We start from the raw sequence: 17049 nt of genomic DNA, 5'->3' as shown, positions 1-17049 counted from the left end.
ACTAGCCCTGCGCCGAGGAGGTGGCATACGCCAGCGCCTCGCCGATGGTGTTGTGGTGGAACACGAAGCCGGCCCGTTCCAACGCGGCCGGGATGGCGCGCTGGCCGCCGAGCAGGCCTTCCTCGGCGAACTCGCCGAGAAGGGTGCGCAGCGCGATTCCGGGCACCAGCCACGGAGTGGGGCGGTTGAGCGCCCGACCCAGCGCCGCAGTGAACTCCGAATTGGTCACCGGCGCGGGCCCGGTGAAGTTCACCGGACCGGACACGTCCTCGGAGTTGATCGCGAACAGCAGCGCGCGAACCTGGTCCTCCAGGCTGATCCAGGGCATGTACTGCCGGCCGCCGCCGAGCCGGCCGCCCAACCCGAGCGCGAACAGCGGGCGCAGCCGCCCCAGCACCCCGCCGCCACCGGGGGAGAGCACCAGACCGGTCCGGGCCAGCACCACCCGCACTCCGGCGTCCTCGGCGGGCAGTGTCGCGGCCTCCCAGTCGACGCAGAGCTGGGCCAGGAAACCCGCTCCGGCAGGGGCGGTTTCGTCGACGACCCGGCCGCGGGTGTCACCGTAGAACCCTACGGCGCTGGCGTTGACGAGCACCGGTACTCCGGCGTCGACCACCGCCGCCGAGATCACATCGGTCGGGTCGATGCGGCTGTCGCGCAGCGTCTGCTTGAACGAACCCGACCACCGCTTGTCGCCCACGCCGACCCCGCACAGGTTCACCACGGCGTCGACGCCGTCGAGCCCGGCCGGGTCGAACTCCCCACTGCCGGGATTCCAGTGCAGTTCGTCGCCGTTGGCCGGGGCGCGGCGCACGATGCGGATCACCCGGTTGTCTGCGGCGCGCAGCGTCGAAACCAGTGCCGAGCCGATCAGCCCCGACGAGCCGGCGATGGCGATAACAGATTCGCCCATTGCCTCAGAGCCCCAAGTCGGCCTCGAACGCCCCTTCTTCGAGCCGCCGCTTCACCGTGGTGAGGAATCGGCCGGCGTCGGCGCCGTCGATGAGCCGGTGGTCGTAGGTCAGGGGCAGGTAGCAGATGGACCGCACGCCGATCGACTCGTTGCCGGATTCGTCGACGATGACCCGCGGACGCTTGACGATCGCACCCGTGCCCAGCATCGCCGCCTGCGGCGGCACCAGGATCGGGGTGTCGAACAGCGCGCCCTGGCTGCCGATGTTGGTGATGGTGAACGTGCCACCGGAGAGTTCGTCGGGCTTGAGGTTGCCCGAACGCGCGCGATCGGCGATGTCGTGGATTGCGCGGGCCAGACCGGCCAGCGACAGGTCACCGGCGTTGTGCACGACGGGGGACAGCAGACCCTGATCGGTGTCCACCGCGAAACCGAGGTTCTCGGCGTCGTAGTAGGTGATCTCCTTGGTGTCCTCGTTGTAGCTGGCGTTGATGTTGGGATGCGCTTTGAGGGCGTCGATCACCGCGCGAGCGATGAACGGCAGGTAGGTGAGGTTGACACCTTCCTGCTCGGCGAACGACTTCTTGGCCTTGGCCCGCAGCGCCACGATCTTGGTCATATCGACCTCGTGGGTCTGGGTGAGCTGCGCGGTGGTCTGCAGCGACTCCCGGGTCTTCTTGGCAGTGATCTGCCGGATCCGGTTGGCCTTCTGCGTCGTGCCGCGCAGGTGAGCCAGCGGGGAGGCGGCTGCGGGGGCGGCCGGAGCGGCCGCCGGCGAGGCGGCGGGTGCTGCCGCGGGAGCGGGTGCCGGGGGAGCCTTCTTGGCTTCCGCGGCGGCCAGCACATCCTGCTTGCGGATGCGGCCACCGACGCCGGTGCCCTTGACCGTCGCGAGGTCGATCCCGTTCTCGGCGGCCAGTTTTCGCACCAGCGGCGTGACGTAGGGGCTGCCGTCGCCGGTGTCGCTCTCGGCGGCCGGGGCCGGGGCCGGGGCGGCAGCCGGAGCCGGCTTGGGCTCGGGGGCGGGCTCGGCTTTCGGTTCGGGTGCGGGCGCGGCCTTGGGTTCCGGTGTCGGCTCGGGCTTGGGTTCGGGCTTGGGTTCCGGTGTCGGCGCGGGCGCCGGGGCGGCCGCGGCGCCGGCGTCACCGATCTTGGCCAGTTCGCCACCGACGGCGACGGTGTCGTCCTCTTCCGCGGTGATGCTCACCAGCGTCCCCGCCACCGGCGAGGGGATTTCGGTGTCGACCTTGTCGGTGGACACCTCCACGAGCGGCTCGTCTACGGCGACCTCGTCGCCGACCTTCTTGAGCCAGCGCGTCACCGTGCCCTCGGTGACCGACTCGCCGAGCTCAGGCATCAGCACCGGAGTCGAGGATCCCGACGACTGCGCAGCCGGCTGTGGTGCGGCCTCGGGCTGCGGTTCGGGTTCGGGCTCCACGGCCGCGGGCTCAGGCTCGGGCTCGGGCTCGGCGGCGGGCTCCTCCTGCGCGGCCGGCTCCGGCGCGGGCGCGGACTGGGCCGCTTCGCCTGCTTCTCCGATGACCGCCAGCTCGCCGCCGACCTCGACGGTGTCGTCCTCCTGGGCGACGATCTTGGTCAGCACACCCGAGACGGGCGAGGGGATCTCGGTGTCGACCTTGTCGGTGGACACCTCCAGCAGTGGCTCGTCGACCTCGACGGTGTCCCCCTCTTGCTTAAGCCAGCGGGTGACGGTCCCTTCGGTGACGCTCTCACCGAGTGCGGGCATCTGGACGGAGACGGCCATAGGTGAAGACTCCCTAGAACGGTCAGTCGTGCGGGTCTATGACCATCCTGTCATCACCGGGCCGCTGGCACGCACTCAGGGCGAAGCATGTTTTTTCTCTGGCACCATCGAAGAAAGCCCGTTGAAAGGAGTTCAGCAAAAGTTGGGGTTGTTCGACAGGTTCCGAACCGGCCGCCGCGGCGTGTCGGGGTCGGCAGCCGACCAGAAACACCTGCGGGAGTGGGCCGCCGAACGCACCGGAGTGGAAGCCTTCGTCGAGCCCCAAACCAGCGTCACGCCGATGACCGTGGTGCTGGTGGCCGCGGACGGGGAGTGGACACGCAGGCCGAGCGGCGGTGCCGCCGGTGCGCGCCGCCTCGGCGAGCAGCTGCGAATTCCGGTCTACGACGTGCAGAAAGTGGGTTACCCCCAGCGCATGCGCAACTATGACGCCAAGCGCCGCATCGAGCGCCGCCGGGCGCTGCGGGACGAACTCGACGAACGCTGAGGTGTCTTGACAGCGGCTCGCCGGGGCGGGCAGGGTCAAAGTTGTTCGGTACCAACGGTATGAGCTACTGGCCGTTACAGGTAATCTTCTCGGGAGGGTCTGATGCCCACGCGCTTCGTCGACAGCAATGACGGGACTCGCATCGCGGTGTACGAGCACGGCAACCCCCAGGGCCCGACGCTCGTGCTCGTACATGGCTGGCCGGACTCGCACGTGCTGTGGGACGGTGTGGTGCCCCTGCTCGCGCAGAAGTTCCGCATCATCCGCTACGACAACCGTGGGGCCGGGGCGTCGACGGCGCCGCAGAAGGCGTCGTCGTACACGATGCCGAACTTCGCCGACGACTTCGCGGCCGTCGTCGCCGAGGTCTGCCCCGCCGAGCGGGTGCACGTGCTGGCCCACGACTGGGGGTCGGCGGGTATGTGGGAGTACGTGGCCAGGCCCGGAGCCGCCGACCGGGTGGCCTCGTTCACGTCGGTCTCGGGCCCGTGTGCCGACCACTTCAGCCGTTACGTGCGCGACGGGCTCAAGCGGCCCTACCGGCCAAAGCGGTTCTCCCACGCGCTTTCCCAGGCTGCTCACCTCAGCTACATGGCGGGCTTCTCCGTGCCGGTAGTGGCCCCCGCGCTGATGCGTGTCGGAGCAAAGCGGCTGCGGCACTTGATGATCCGTGGAATACCCGCGGCTCAGGTGCACGACGGCGCCACCTACGTCACCGATGCCGCCAACGGGATGAAGATCTACCGCGCGAATTTCTTCCGGTCGCTGCGCCGGGCCCGCAGCGACCGCTACGTCGACGTCCCGGTGCAGCTGATCGTCAACCTCGACGATCCCTACGTGCGGCCCTACGTCTACGACGACACCTCACGGTGGGTGCCGCGGCTGTGGCGGCGCGAGATCCGGGCCGGGCACTGGTCGCCGTTCTCGCACCCCCAGGTGCTCGCCGCCGCGGTCACCGAACTGGCCGACCACCTCGACGGCAAGCCGGCCGCCCGCACCCTGCTGCGGGCCCAGGTCGACCGGCCGCGCAAGCAGTTCGGCGACACGCTCGTGTCGGTGACCGGTGCGGGCAGCGGAATCGGGCGCGAGACCGCGTTGGCCTTCGCCCGCTACGGCGCCGAACTCGTGATCAGCGACATCGACGAGGCCGGCCTCAAGGAGACCGCCGGCCGCATCGCCGCGCTCGGCGCGCCCGTGCACGCCTACCCGCTGGACGTCTCCGACGCCGAGGCGGTCGAACGGTTCGCCGAGCAGGTGTGCTCGGCCCACGGGGTGCCCGACATCGTCGTCAACAACGCCGGCATCGGTGTCGCCGGTGCGTTCCTGGACACCCCGGCCGAGGAGTTCGACAAGGTCCTCGACGTCAACCTCGGCGGTGTCGTCAACGGCTGTCGTGCCTTCGCCCGCCGCCTCGTCGACCGTGGCACCGGCGGCCACATCGTCAACGTCGCCTCGATGGCGGCCTACGCACCGCTGCAGTCGCTCAACGCCTACTGCACATCCAAAGCCGCGGTGTACATGTTCTCCGACTGCCTGCGCGCCGAACTCGACTCGGCCGGAATAGGTCTCACGACGATCTGCCCGGGAGTGGTCAACACCAACATCGTGTCGACCACCGCCATGCACGCCCCGCAGGACAACCATGACGCGGTCGCGGGCCGGCGCGCTCAACTGGAGAAGATGTTCGCGCTGCGGCGCTACACCCCGGACAAGGTGGCGGCAGCCATCGTGTCCGCGGTCAAGAAGAACAAGCCGATCCGCCCGGTCACCCCCGAGGCGTACCTGTTGTACGGGACCTCGAGGATCGCGCCGCAAGCCCTGCGCAGCGCGGCGCGGGGCAAGGTGCTCTAGGGGCCCAACCCCGGGCGAACGGACTAGCCGTTTGCGGCGATGTCCTCCAGGACCGCGAACATGGTCCGCGCCGGAACACCGGTGCCGCCCTTGGGTGTGTAGCCCCACGGCCCCGAGGTGTTGTAGGCCGGCCCGGCGATGTCGATGTGCGCCCACTGGACACCCTCGGCGACGAACTCGCGCAGGTACACCCCGGCGACCAGCATGCCCGCGAAACGCGCTGAGCTGACGTTGGCCAGATCGGCCACCGAGGACTTCAGGTCGTCCTTGAGTTCTTCGGGCAGCGGCATGGCCCAGGCGTTCTCGCCCTCGGCCTGCGACAGTGCGGCCACCCGGTCACGGAACTCGTCGCTGCCCATCACCCCCGGCGTGCGCGCGCCGAGGGCGACGGTCTGGGCGCCGGTCAGCGTGGAGGTCTCGATGAGGTAGTCCGGCTTGTCTTCACAGGCCCGCACGATGGCGTCGGCCAGGATCAGCCGCCCCTCGGCGTCGGTATTGAGCACCTCGACGGTGATCCCGCCGTACTGGGTCAGTACGTCACCGGGACGCTGTGCGGTCGACGAGGGCATGTTCTCGGCCATCGGCACCGTGGCGATCACGTCGATCGGAAGGTCCTGCTTGGCCGCCAGCACCACGGTGGCGATCACCGCCGCGGCGCCGCCCATGTCCGAGGTCATGTGGTGCATCGAGGCGGCGGGCTTGATGGAGATGCCGCCGGTGTCGAAGGTGATGCCCTTGCCGACCAGCGCGACGCGCTTAGCCTTGCGGCCCTTGGCTCCCCGGTGGGTTAGCCGCACCAACCGGGGCAGCCGCGAGGAGCCCTTGCCCACGCCCACGATGCCGCCGTACCCGGCCTTGGCCAGCGCCTTGTCGTCGAGCACCTCGACCTCGAGGCCGACGGCCTCGCCGAGGGCCTTGGCGCGCTTGGCGAACTCGGCGGGGAACAGGTGACTGGGCGGGGTGTTCACCAGGTCGCGCGCGGTGTTGACGGCGACGGCGATGTCGGTGGCCCGCGCGGCGGCCTTCTTGGCGCCGGAGGCGGTGCTGAGTGCGGTGACCCTGGTCAGGGCCGGGTCCTTGGGCGCGGTCTTGGCGCTGCGGAACTCGGTGAACCGGTAGCCGCCCAGGATCAGGCCTTCGATCGCCGCCTCGAGGTGCAGTTCGGTCAGCGTGGTGATGATCGACTCGACGCCGGACAGCGACCGAGCGGCCACGCCTGAGGCGCGCCGGATCACCTCGGCAGGCCACTCGTCGCGCGCGGCACCCAGTCCGACGGCCAGCACGCTGCCCACCGGAAGTGACGGCACGTGCAGGCGGGTCACCTGCTCGGCGCCGCCCTTGGCGCCCAGCGCCCGAAGCGCCACCTCGATCTCACCGATCGCCTCGGCGTCAAGGAACGGGCCGCCCACTACCTTGGGACTGCCGTCGGCGTCGCCGCCGGTCACGCTCCCGGTCACGCTGCCGGTGACGATGGGAACGACCAGCACCGCGGAGCCGATCCCGCGCTTGGGCAGCGAGGTGGCGACGGTGACGACAGGGGCGCGGTATCCGGGTTCGGTGCTCACGAGCAATCACCCTAACGAGGGGGGATTAATGTTGGTGGCCGTGACCGACACTTCCGAGCTGTTGCACGGCCCTCTGGAGAACCAGCACCGCGAACTGGGCGCCACGTTCGCCCCCTTCGGCGGATGGCTCATGCCGGTGTCCTACGGGGGCACCGTCGGCGAGCACACCGCCACCCGGGAGGCGGTCGGCCTGTTCGACGTCAGCCATCTGGGCAAGGCGCTGGTGGTGGGTCCGGGCGCGGCGGAGTTCGTCAACTCCGCGCTGACCAACGACCTGGGCCGCATCGGGCCGGGCAAGGCCCAGTACACCCTGTGCTGCACCGAGAGCGGCGGGGTGATCGACGACCTGATCGCCTACTACGTCAGCGACGACGAGATCTTCCTGGTGCCCAACGCGGCCAACACCGCCGCCGTGGTGGCCGAGCTGCAAAAGCTTGCTCCGCAAGGTATTTCGGTCACCGATGAACACCGGTCGTATGCGGTCCTCGCGGTCCAGGGGCCACGGTCCGCCGAGGTGCTCGCCGCGCTGGGGCTGCCCACCGACATGGACTACATGGGCTACGCCGACGCGGAATACGCCGGCGTGCCGGTTCGGGTCTGCCGCACCGGCTACACCGGTGAGCACGGTTACGAGCTGCTGCCGCCCTGGGCGTCCTCGCCGACGGTGTTCGACGCCCTGGTGGCTGCGGTCGGCGACGCCGGCGGTCAGCTGGCGGGCCTGGGCGCCCGCGACACGCTGCGCACCGAGATGGGTTACCCGCTGCATGGCCACGAACTGTCGCTGGACATTTCGCCCCTGCAGGCGCGGTGCGGCTGGGCGATCGGCTGGAAGAAGGATGCGTTCTGGGGCCGCGATGCGCTGCTGGCGGAGAAGGAAGCCGGCCCGCGGCGGCTGCTGCGCGGCCTGCGTGCCGTCGGACGGGGCGTGCTGCGCCCCGACCTCACGGTGCTCGACGGCTCCGAGCCGGTGGGCGTGACGACGTCGGGGACGTTCTCCCCGACGCTGAAAGTCGGTATCGCTCTTGCCCTCATCGATGCCGACGCCGGAATCTCCGACGGTGCGACGGTGACCGTCGACGTCCGGGGCCGCGGCATCGAGTGCGAGGTCGTCAAGCCGCCCTTCGTCGAGGTCAAAACCCGCTAGCGTCGCGGTCTACAATTTCGGCTATGACCAACGGCCCCCTCGAATTCACGGTTGAGCGCAACGCGAACCCGGTGACTGACGAGGTACGGGCACAGATTCTGTCCGACCCCGGGTTCGGCCGCTACCACACCGACCACATGGTGTCGGTGCTCTACACCCACGAGCGTGGCTGGTATGACGCCCGCGTGCTGCCCTACGGCCCGATCGAGTTGGACCCGTCGGCGATCGTCCTGCACTACGCCCAGGAAGTCTTCGAAGGCCTCAAGGCCTACCGGTGGACCGACGGGTCGGTCGTGTCGTTCCGCCCCGAGGCCAACGCCGCGCGGCTGCGCAGTTCGGCGCGCCGGCTGGCCATCCCGGAACTGCCCGAGGACGTGTTCATCGAATCGCTGCGGCAGCTGATCGCGATCGACCAGCAGTGGGTGCCGCCGGCCGGCGGTGAGGAGTCGCTGTACCTGCGGCCGTTCATCATCGCCACCGAGCCCGGCCTGGGTGTGCGGCCCGCCTCGGAGTACCGGTACCTGGTGATCGGCTCACCGGCCGGCGCCTACTTCAAGGGCGGCATCAAACCGGTCAGCGTGTGGCTGTCCACCGAGTACGTGCGCGCCAGCCCGGGCGGCACCGGCGCGGCGAAGTTCGGCGGCAACTACGCGGCGTCCCTGCTGGCGCAAGCCGAGGCCGCCGAGCACGGCTGCGATCAGGTGGTGTGGCTGGACGCGATCGAGCGCCGCTACGTCGAGGAGATGGGCGGGATGAACCTGTTCTTCGTCTTCGGCAGCGGTGGGTCGGCCCGGCTGGTCACCCCCGAGCTGTCCGGGTCGCTGCTGCCCGGCATCACCCGTGACTCGCTGCTGCAGCTGGCCAGCGACGGCGGCTTCGCCGTCGAGGAGCGCAAGATCGACGTCGAGGAATGGCGTAAGGGCGTGGCCGCCGGCGAAATCACCGAGGTGTTCGCCTGCGGCACCGCCGCGGTGATCACCCCGGTGTCACACGTGAAGTTCGGCGATGGCGAGTTCACCATCGCCGACGGCGAACCCGGCGAGGTGACGATGGCCTTGCGGGACACCCTCACCGGAATCCAGCGCGGCACCTTCGCCGACAACCACGGCTGGATGGCCCGGCTCAGCTAGCGGCGCACCGCATTACGTCCGGACCGCTTGGCCCGGTACAGCGCCTCGTCGGCGCGCCCCAGCCACGAGTCGAGCTTGTCACCCGGCCACAGTTCGGCGGCGCCGATACTCACGCTCACCGGACCGGCATCGGCGAAGACCATGTCGGCGATCTGCCCACGGATCTTCTCGGCGGTCGGCAGAGCGTCGTCGATGTCGGCCCCGCGCAGCAGGATGACGAACTCCTCCCCGCCCCACCGCGCCACCACGTCGGTGCCAGGCAGGTTCGCCTGCAGCAGACGGCTCACCTCGATCAGCACCCGGTCGCCGGTCTGATGGCCGTACCGGTCGTTGATCGACTTGAAGTGGTCGATGTCGAGCATGAAAAGGGTCAGCGGCAGACCGCTCTGGTGCGCATGGTTCAACTCGGCGTTGAACAGCTCCTCGCCGTGCCGCCGGTTCCACACTCCGGTCAGCGGGTCGGTGACCGCCAGCCGCCGCAACTCGGCCTCGAACGCCGTGCGCTCACTGACATCCCGTGTCACGCCGATGAGTTCGACCACCCGGCCGCTCTCGTCGAGGTGTGGGATGACCTGATTCTCGGCGACCATGATCGTGCCGTCGCTGCGGTACATCTCGACCTCTTGCCGATACCCCGGCGGTACTGCGCCGTCGCGGATCGCGGCGTGCACGGCGATGAAGTAGTCCCGGATGCTGGCGGCCGACTCGGGCGGGTAGATCTCCTCGAGTGGTTGTTGCCTGGCCTGCTCGACGGTGATGCCGCGGACCCGCTCGACCGAGGGGCTCACGTAGGTCACCAGGCCGTTGGGGTCCGCGGTCCAGATGATCTCCCAGGCGTTCTCGGCCATCAGCCGGGACCGCTCTTCGGACTTGCGCAACTCGGCTTCGACCAGCTTCCGCTCGCTGATATCGCGGCTGACACCGAGAAGCTCGATCATCTCGCCGTCTTCGTTGACGTGGGGGATCACCTGCAGATCGGCGCACATGACGGTGCCGTCTTTGCGGTAGAACTCGAGCTCGCCGTGGAAGATCGGTAGCTCCTCGCCGCGCTCGTTGGCCTCGAAGACTTGCTGGAAATACTCCAACGCCATACCGGTGGATTCCGGCGTGAGCGCCTCGGCGAGCGACTCGCGCATCGCCTCCTCGGGAGTGAATCCGCGGGCCTGCTCGACGGCGGGGCTGACGTAGGTGATGGTGGTGTCCATCGCCATCGTCCAGATCACTTCCCAGGCGTTCTCGGCCATCAGCCGGTGGCGCTTCTCGGACTGCCGCAGTTCGATCTCAGCCTCGCGCAGCTGGGTGACGTCTCGTGCGGCGCCTTCCAGCACAACCGAACCGTCCTCGCGCCGACGGGACTCGATGCGCATCCGGCTGGCGGTTTCACCGCCGTCGCGGCGTTGCCACACCAGTTCGAAGGTGGCCTCTTCCCCCGGTTCCAGTGCCAGCGCCTCGGCCATCCGGCCGGCGTGCTTCGGATCGATCCTGCTCAGCATCGTCTCGGCGTCGGCGAGTATCTCGGCAGCCGAAATGCCGATCTGGGCCTCGATTGCGTCGTTGACGAACTCGAAGGCCAGATCCGGCTGGACTCTCAGGACAAAGAACACCAGATCATTGCTGTCGGCCATGCGGCGAAACCAGTCGGCGTCCGGCAGCCTGCCTGATTCGTCCATCGCACCCCCTGCTGTCCTGTCGACAGGTTAGACCTGCGGGGGAGCTGGTCAGGCCGAATCGGCACGTTCATTGGGCAGCGATCACGAACCCGATGGCACACAACGTGGTCGCCAGTTCGATCACCGCACCCAACACGTCTCCGGTGATTCCGCCGAACCGGCGCACGCAATGACGCACCACCACAACCGAAAGCGCCAACGCCACCAGCACCGTGGCCGGACCCTGCCACGGCCTGCTGGTCGCCAGCACCGAAAGCCCGGCGGCCGCCAGCGCCCACACCGCCACCACCCACCGGGGCTGGGTGCCGGCGACGCGATCGCCCAGCACACTTCCCGCCGCGGCGGGCACATTGCGCCGGCAGGCCAGCACCGCCGCCACCCGTCCGGTCATCACCGCCGTGACCACAGCGGCGCATCCGGTCAGCTCGGGCCCCGCGGCGGCGAACGCCAGCGCCTGGGTCACCACCACGACGACGACGGCCGCGACCCCGAACGGGCCGGCCGTGCCGTCGCGCATCACCTGCAGGGCCCGCTCGGGTGGCCCGTAGCACCCCAGGCCATCGACCGTGTCGGCCAGCCCGTCGATGTGCAGGCCCCGGGTGGCCAGCAGCAGCGCGGCCACCGTGAGTACCCCGGCCAGCGGGCTATGCGCTCCGAAAGCCCACTGCGCCGCCCACAGCAGCCCGGCCGCCAGCCCGCCCAGGGCGATGCCGACCACCGGGAACGCCGACATCGTCGCCCGCCCGACGCCGGGGCCGCGAAACGGCACGGGCAGCACTGTTCCGAATGCGAAAGCCGTTGCCAGCGGGCCGAACACGATCAATCCGCGACGCGATCCGAGACGCCCGCGCCTTCGAACGTGGCCATCGACGCCAAGGTTGCGACCGCAGCGCGGACGATCGGCAGGGCCACCGCGGCGCCGGTGCCCTCACCGAGGCGCATGCCCAGATCGACGATCGGTGTCAGGCCCAGGTGATCGAGCGCCAGGGTGTGAGCCGGTTCGGTGGAGCGGTGCCCGGCTTGCCACCAGGCCCGTGCCCCGGGTGCCATCCGGTCGGCGACCAGCGCCGCCGAGGTGACCACCAGGCCGTCCAGCAGCAGGGGAGTGCGTCGCACCGCGGCCTGCGCGCAGAACCCGGCCATCGCGGCGAGGTCGGCGCCGCCGCACGTCCGCAACAGGCCGAGCGGGTCGGATCGCAGGCGGCGGGACCGGAACATCGCATCGCGCACCGCCGCCGTCTTGCGTGACCAGCCGGCGTCGTCGATACCGGTGCCGCGGCCGACGACGACCACCGGCTCGGTGTCGGTGAGGGTGGCAATCAAAGTCGTTGCCGCCGTGGTATTTCCGATGCCCATGTCGCCTGCGATCAGCAGGTCCGCCCCGGCGTCGACCTCTTCGTCGGCGATGCGTCTGCCGACCTCGACCGCGGCGAGCACCTCGTCCTCGCTCAGTGCGTCCTCGACGGCGATGTTGCCGCTGGAGCGGCGGACCTTGTAGTCGTCACCGGGCCCGTCGCAGTCCACGGCGACATCTACCACCCGCACCGATGCGCCCGCCGCCTCGGCGAGGACGTTGATCGCGGCGCCGCCAGCGCCGATGTTGCTCACCATCTGTGCGGTCACCTCCGGTGGATACGCCGAGACCCCGGTACGCGCGACACCGTGGTCGCCGGCGAACACCACCACCCGGGCGCGTTCGAATTGCCGTGGTGGACAAGAGCTCTGGCAGGACGATACCCACACCGAGAGGTCCTCGAGGCGGCCGAGTGCGCCCGCGGGCTTGGTGAGGATCTCCTGCCTGCGGCGAGCCGCCGCCGCGGCGCGGGAGTCCGGCGGGGCAACGGGGGGAAATTCCATCAGTTCGGCACCTTCGTCGGTTTGACCCACACCGGCAGTCCCGCGACCACCAGGACCACCCGCTCACAGCACTGGGCGAGCCGCTGATTGAGCGTGCCCAGCTCGTCGGCGAAACGTCTGCCGGACGCGGTCGCGGGCACCACCGTCAGACCCACCTCGGGGCTGACCAACACCAGCGGGCCGCCGAACTCGCCGACCGCCGTGACCAATTCGTCGACATCACCGTCCACCGGGCCGCCTTCCCAGCCGCGCCGGTCAAGCGCCGCCGTCAACCAGCCGCCGACATCGTCGACCAGTGTCGCGGTATGCGGTTCGGCGCGCAGTTGCGCCGCGACATCGGTGGTCTCCACCGTGCGCCAGGACGCCGGCCGGCGGTCCCGGTGGCGTGCCACCCGCTGCGCCCAGGACGAGTCCGAGTCCGTCACCGGCCCGGTGGCCAGGTACCGCACCGACTGCTCACCGCTGATCGCCGTCTCCGCCCATCGTGATTTGCCCGACCTGATTCCGCCGAGCACCAGGGTGCGCACCGTGCGGGTGAACTCAGGCGACCTGTGCGCCGCGCTCGACCCGAGGCTTCGGGGCGCGCATGCGGCGCATCTGGGAAGCCCGGCCCGCCGCGTACATCCCGAGCTTGAAGGAGCCCTCGGTGTTGTCCGGGAACTTCGCGGCGACCGCCTTGTTCACCTTGCGGCCCAGCAGAACCGCGTCGAGTCCCATGATCGCCATCAGCACCAGCATCGCCGGAGAGATGAACAGCTGCACCTTGGGCAGCGCGAGCATGACGAAGATCATGAACAGCGCCGCGGGCATGAACAGCCCCAGCACATTGCGACGCGAGTCGACGATGTCGCGCACGTAGCGGCGCACCGGGCCCTTGTCGCGCGGCAACAGATAGTCCTCGTCGCCGGCCATCATGCGTTCGCGGCGGTCGTTCATCGCGGCGCGGCGCTGCAGCTTCTCAGCCTTGCGCTCTTCCTTGGTCAGCGTCGCGCGCATCTCCTTGCGACGCTTACGTGCCTCGGCGGCCGTCATCGGAGCCGGCGCGACGGGGCCGCGGCGCTTCTCCGACTGGCTGCGCTTGGGTGTCGGCCTGCCCTTCGGCGCGGTCTTTCGCGCCGCCGGGTCCTCGAACACCGTCGGCTCGGCCTCCGGCGCATCGCCGTCGTCGTTCTTGCGGCCCAGCAGCTTCACGCCTGCCAGGTTACTTCGCCGCGCCGCCGGCCCGGCATGCACCTCACGATCGCGCGCCTTACCCTGCAGGAATGACCGGCTCCCAGGCCGCCCTTCGGGTGCTCGTGGCCCCGGACTGCTACGGCGACAGCCTCACCGCGGTCCAGGCCGCCGACGCCATCGCTGCCGGTTGGCTGCGGGCCCGCCCCGCCGACGAGATCATCCGGGCACCGCAGTCCGACGGCGGGCCCGGCTTCGTCGGCGTGCTGGCCGACCGGCTCGGCGATGTCCGGCACACCCGGGTCAGTGGTCCACTGACCGCCGACGTGGACGCCGAGTGGGTCTACGACGACGCGACCTCCACCGCCTACATCGAATGCGCCCAGGCCTGTGGGCTGGCGCTGCTGGGCGGGCCGCCGACCGTCGACACCGCGGTGGCGGCGCACAGCGGCGGCGTCGGCCAGCTCGTCGCGGCGGCACTGCTCGCCGGCGCCGGCACCATCGTCGTCGGCCTCGGCGGCAGCGGCTGTACCGACGGCGGCCGTGGCCTCATCGATGCACTCGGCGGGCTGCGAGCCGCCCGCGAAAGCCTGGACGGCATCCGGCTGATCGCCGCCACCGATGTCGAACACCCGCTGCTGGGGCCGATGGGAGCCGCCCGGATCTTCGGGCCGCAGAAGGGCGCCGACCCGGCCACCGTGGAGATCCTGGAGCAGAGGCTGACGGCCTGGGGGGCACGGCTGGACGGGCTGGCCGGTCAGCCGGTCAGCGCGCTGCCCGGTGCCGGTGCGGCCGGGGGACTGGGCGCGGCGCTGCTGGCCCTCGGTGCCCGCCGCGAGTCGGGTGCGGCGGTGATCGCCGAGCACACCGGGCTGGCTGCCGACATCGCCGCTGCCGACGTCATCGTCACCGGCGAAGGCCGTTTCGACGACCAGTCGCTGCACGGCAAAGTAGTCAGCGCGCTGGCCGCCGGTGCCCGTCCACGCGGCATTCCGGTGCTGGTGCTGGCCGGTCAGGTCACCCTCGACCCCGCGGTCCTGCGCGACGAGGGCATCGCGGCGGCATACGCGATTGCCGACTACGCCGGCTCGGTCCAGCTCGCCATGGACGACGCCGCCCGCCAGCTGACCGGGCTGGCCGAGCGCACCGCGGCCGAGCTGGGCACTGCGGGTAGCGCCTGAGTCGGGAATAGTGGCCGAACAAGGTACCGTTGACAAGGTGGGCCTAACCCCCACGGGAACCCCACGACAGACATCTGCATGAGGGAGACGTAATGACTCTTTCCGACGAGTCGACCACGACCACCACCGCCCATGGCGTGACGTTGACCGACACCGCGGCCGCCAAGGCCAAGTCCCTGCTCGACCAGGAGGGACGCGACGACCTCGCGCTGCGCATCGCCGTCCAGCCCGGTGGCTGCGCCGGACTGCGGTACAACCTGTTCTTCGATGACCGCGCCCTCGACGGTGACCTCACCGTGGGGTTCGGCGGTGTCAACCTGATTGTCGACCGGATGAGCGCCCCGTACGTGCAGGGCGCCACGATCGACTTCGTCGACACCATCGAGAAGCAGGGCTTCACCATCGACAACCCGAACGCCACCGGCTCCTGCGCCTGCGGCGATTCGTTCAACTGACGAACCGCTAGCGACGGCCGCCCTTCAGAACTGGGCGGCCGTTCGCAGTAGGTACGAGCACACCAGCAGCTGGTTGTCCTGGCGTAGCACCTGCGCGACACCCTGCTCCTCGTCGCGGCCGTTACGCGCGGCCGACGTCGGCGCCACCCTCATGGTGAACAGCACCTGTGCCTGATATGACGACGACAGCACGATCTTGTCGATCGAGATCACCTCGGCGCGGGCGAACTGCCGGCGGAACGCATCGCTGGCCAGCCGGGCCAGCGCTTGGTCGCCGCGGCGGTCCTTGACAGCATCGAACATGCCGCACAGGTTGTTTCGCGCGATCGTCTCGGTGTCACCGTCGGACAACGCCGTCAGGTAGTTCTGAATCGTCGACTTCGTCGCCGCGTCGGTGAACGCGCCCGTCGCGCCGCCGGGCCGCTCGGCTCGGATGGCCAGAACCGCCGCGACGAGAGCGCCGACGAGTACCAACGCCAGGGCGCTCAGCCACCACACCTTGCGGCCACGCGGCTTCGGGGCGGGATAGGACACCGGTGGCGGCAACATGCCGGGATAGCCGCCCGGATACGGGGTGCCCGGCGGTCGTCCGCCCGGCGGGCCGAACCGGTCGTCCGGATAGGGCTCGGAGTACGCGGGTTGACCGGGGAAGGGTTGACCCTCGGCGCCTGCCTGCGGAGGCGGCGGAAAGGGGTCAGCCATCGATATGTCTCCTGGGTCTGCGGAGGGGGATAGCGACCTACCGCCCACATCGGCGCCGATGCCGGGCCATATAGTCGGCTCTTGTAGGCAGGCTAGCGCACCGGTCGGGAAATGAACGGCCGCGTGACGCCGGTATGGTTGCCTAGATCAGCTATCAATTGAAGGGCGGACGCTTCGTGACCATCGCGGTGACCGGATCCATTGCCACCGACCACCTGATGCGGTTCCCCGGGCGGTTCTCCGAGCAGCTCCTCGCTGAGCACCTGCAGAAGGTCTCGCTGAGCTTCCTCGTCGACGACCTGGTGGTGCATCGTGGTGGCGTCGCCGGAAACATGGCGTATGCGATCGGCGTCCTCGGCGGCAACGCCGCCCTGGTCGGCGCGGCCGGGGTGGACTTCGCCGACTATCGCGCATGGCTGGAGTCGGCCGGGGTCGACTGCGCCGGCGTGCTGACCTCCCAGACCGCGCACACCGCGCGGTTCGTCTGCACCACCGACACCGAGATGGCCCAGATCGCCTCGTTCTACCCGGGGGCGATGTCGGAGTCGCGCAACATCAAGCTGGCAGACGTCGTCGCCTCGATCGGCACCCCGGAACTGGTGATCGTCGGTGCCAATGATCCCGAGGCGATGTTCCTGCACACCGACGAGTGCCGCACGCTCGGCCTGGCGTTCGCAGCGGACCCGTCCCAGCAGCTGGCCCGGCTCTCCGGCGCCGAGATCAAGCAGCTCATCGACGGCGCGACCTACCTGTTCACCAATGACTACGAGTGGGACCTGCTGCTGTCCAAGACCGGCTGGACCGACGCCGACGTGCTCAGCCAGATCGGCCTGCGGGTGACCACCCTGGGCGCCAAGGGCGTCGACCTGGTCAGCCCCGACGGCACCAGCATCCACGTCGACGTCGTCCCCGAGACGGCTCAGGTGGACCCGACCGGCGTCGGTGACGCCTTCCGTGCCGGCTTCCTCACCGCGCGCAGCGCGGGCCTGGGCCTTGAGCGCGCCGCCCAGCTCGGCTCGCTGGTGGCCGTGCTCGTGCTGGAGACCACGGGCACCCAGAACTGGACGTGGGACCCGGCAGTCGCCAAGACGCGGCTGGCCGACGCCTACGGCGCCGAGGCCGCCGAGGAGATCGCCTCGGCGCTGGGCTGACCCCGCCC

16 protein-coding genes are annotated in these 17049 nt (G+C 69.9%); 7 read left to right on the top strand and 9 right to left on the bottom strand.

The features are described 5' to 3' along the window. Window position 1: 1 nt before the first annotated feature. Window positions 2-913, bottom strand: coding sequence for a TIGR01777 family oxidoreductase (locus tag OG976_RS03015; RefSeq protein WP_328357696.1), 912 nt, complete (start codon window positions 911-913; stop codon window positions 2-4). 4 nt (window positions 914-917) lie between these two features. After that, window positions 918-2678 (bottom strand): 2-oxoglutarate dehydrogenase, E2 component, dihydrolipoamide succinyltransferase, encoded by a 1761-nt coding sequence (sucB, locus tag OG976_RS03010; protein ID WP_328357693.1) that lies wholly within the window; start codon window positions 2676-2678, stop codon window positions 918-920. A gap of 142 nt (window positions 2679-2820) precedes the next feature. On the opposite strand from sucB, the gene OG976_RS03005 reads away from it, so the two are divergent. After that, window positions 2821-3165, top strand: a complete 345-nt coding sequence (locus OG976_RS03005) for an oxidoreductase (protein ID WP_328357690.1) — start codon at window positions 2821-2823, stop codon at window positions 3163-3165. A gap of 102 nt (window positions 3166-3267) precedes the next feature. Continuing rightward, window positions 3268-5016, top strand: coding sequence for an SDR family oxidoreductase (locus OG976_RS03000; protein ID WP_328357687.1), 1749 nt, complete (start codon window positions 3268-3270; stop codon window positions 5014-5016). A 23-nt stretch (window positions 5017-5039) separates the two neighbouring features. Here the strand turns inward: OG976_RS03000 and OG976_RS02995 are convergent, their stop codons facing one another. Continuing rightward, window positions 5040-6581, bottom strand: a complete 1542-nt coding sequence (locus OG976_RS02995; RefSeq protein WP_328357684.1) for a leucyl aminopeptidase — start codon at window positions 6579-6581, stop codon at window positions 5040-5042. A 40-nt stretch (window positions 6582-6621) separates the two neighbouring features. Here OG976_RS02995 and gcvT point away from each other — a divergent pair, with 40 nt between their 5' ends. Both gcvT and OG976_RS02985 read left to right on the top strand, forming a co-directional pair. Beyond that, window positions 6622-7725 (top strand): glycine cleavage system aminomethyltransferase GcvT, encoded by a 1104-nt coding sequence (gcvT, locus tag OG976_RS02990; protein ID WP_328357681.1) that lies wholly within the window; start codon window positions 6622-6624, stop codon window positions 7723-7725. Between the two features lie 23 nt (window positions 7726-7748). Further along, entirely contained in the window at window positions 7749-8855 is a 1107-nt protein-coding gene (locus OG976_RS02985) for a branched-chain amino acid aminotransferase (protein WP_328357678.1), read from the top strand. On the opposite strand, the gene OG976_RS02980 is transcribed toward OG976_RS02985, so the two are convergent. The 5 genes from OG976_RS02980 to OG976_RS02960 all read right to left on the bottom strand — a co-directional run bounded on the left by OG976_RS02980 (window position 8852) and on the right by OG976_RS02960 (window position 13573). After that, on the bottom strand, window positions 8852-10525 hold the full coding sequence (locus tag OG976_RS02980) for a sensor domain-containing diguanylate cyclase (RefSeq protein WP_328357673.1): 1674 nt from the start codon (window positions 10523-10525) through the stop codon (window positions 8852-8854). The two genes, OG976_RS02985 and OG976_RS02980, sit on opposite strands and share 4 nt — an antisense overlap. Before the next feature lie 67 nt (window positions 10526-10592). Further along, window positions 10593-11342: an adenosylcobinamide-GDP ribazoletransferase gene (locus OG976_RS02975; RefSeq protein WP_328357670.1), complete on the bottom strand. Its 750-nt coding sequence runs from the start codon at window positions 11340-11342 to the stop codon at window positions 10593-10595. Between the two features lie 2 nt (window positions 11343-11344). Then, window positions 11345-12385 (bottom strand): nicotinate-nucleotide--dimethylbenzimidazole phosphoribosyltransferase, encoded by a 1041-nt coding sequence (gene cobT / locus OG976_RS02970; RefSeq protein ID WP_442930494.1) that lies wholly within the window; start codon window positions 12383-12385, stop codon window positions 11345-11347. Then, on the bottom strand, window positions 12382-12909 hold the full coding sequence (locus OG976_RS02965) for a bifunctional adenosylcobinamide kinase/adenosylcobinamide-phosphate guanylyltransferase (protein ID WP_328357664.1): 528 nt from the start codon (window positions 12907-12909) through the stop codon (window positions 12382-12384). Before OG976_RS02965 ends, cobT begins: the two co-directional genes overlap by 4 nt. Before the next feature lie 13 nt (window positions 12910-12922). After that, complete coding sequence (locus tag OG976_RS02960) at window positions 12923-13573, bottom strand: DUF3043 domain-containing protein (RefSeq protein WP_328357661.1); 651 nt, start codon at window positions 13571-13573, stop codon at window positions 12923-12925. A 71-nt stretch (window positions 13574-13644) separates the two neighbouring features. Between OG976_RS02960 and OG976_RS02955 the strand changes: the two genes are divergently transcribed. Then, a complete protein-coding gene (locus tag OG976_RS02955; RefSeq protein WP_328357658.1) occupies window positions 13645-14733 on the top strand; it encodes a glycerate kinase in 1089 nt (362 codons plus the stop codon). Window positions 14734-14825: 92 nt separating this feature from the next. Further along, entirely contained in the window at window positions 14826-15188 is a 363-nt protein-coding gene (locus OG976_RS02950) for a HesB/IscA family protein (protein ID WP_328357654.1), read from the top strand. 24 nt (window positions 15189-15212) lie between these two features. Here the strand turns inward: OG976_RS02950 and OG976_RS02945 are convergent, their stop codons facing one another. After that, the gene (locus tag OG976_RS02945; RefSeq protein WP_328357651.1) at window positions 15213-15890 is read right to left on the bottom strand and encodes an Rv0361 family membrane protein; all 678 of its coding nucleotides are present in this window, start codon (window positions 15888-15890) and stop codon (window positions 15213-15215) included. A 176-nt stretch (window positions 15891-16066) separates the two neighbouring features. Between OG976_RS02945 and OG976_RS02940 the strand changes: the two genes are divergently transcribed. Next, on the top strand, window positions 16067-17041 hold the full coding sequence (locus tag OG976_RS02940) for a carbohydrate kinase family protein (protein WP_328357648.1): 975 nt from the start codon (window positions 16067-16069) through the stop codon (window positions 17039-17041). Window positions 17042-17049: the final 8 nt, after the last annotated feature.

Source organism: Mycobacterium sp. NBC_00419 (assembly GCF_036023875.1).
Lineage (GTDB): Bacteria > Actinomycetota > Actinomycetes > Mycobacteriales > Mycobacteriaceae > Mycobacterium.
Note: the sequence above shows the minus strand (reverse complement) of the source record. Positions and strands in the feature narration are given on the sequence as shown.

Bases quoted from the DNA above. Each gene is read 5' to 3' on its own strand.
- OG976_RS03015 (WP_328357696.1), bottom strand. From the start codon at position 913: ATGGGCGAATCTGTTATCGCCATCGCCGGCTCGTCGGGGCTGATCGGC.
- sucB (WP_328357693.1), bottom strand. From the start codon at position 2,678: ATGGCCGTCTCCGTCCAGATGCCCGCACTCGGTGAGAGCGTCACCGAA.
- OG976_RS03000 (WP_328357687.1), top strand. From the start codon at position 3,268: ATGCCCACGCGCTTCGTCGACAGCAATGACGGGACTCGCATCGCGGTG.
- OG976_RS02985 (WP_328357678.1), top strand. From the start codon at position 7,749: ATGACCAACGGCCCCCTCGAATTCACGGTTGAGCGCAACGCGAACCCG.
- OG976_RS02980 (WP_328357673.1), bottom strand. From the start codon at position 10,525: ATGGACGAATCAGGCAGGCTGCCGGACGCCGACTGGTTTCGCCGCATG.
- OG976_RS02955 (WP_328357658.1), top strand. From the start codon at position 13,645: ATGACCGGCTCCCAGGCCGCCCTTCGGGTGCTCGTGGCCCCGGACTGC.
- OG976_RS02950 (WP_328357654.1), top strand. From the start codon at position 14,826: ATGACTCTTTCCGACGAGTCGACCACGACCACCACCGCCCATGGCGTG.
- OG976_RS02945 (WP_328357651.1), bottom strand. From the start codon at position 15,890: ATGGCTGACCCCTTTCCGCCGCCTCCGCAGGCAGGCGCCGAGGGTCAA.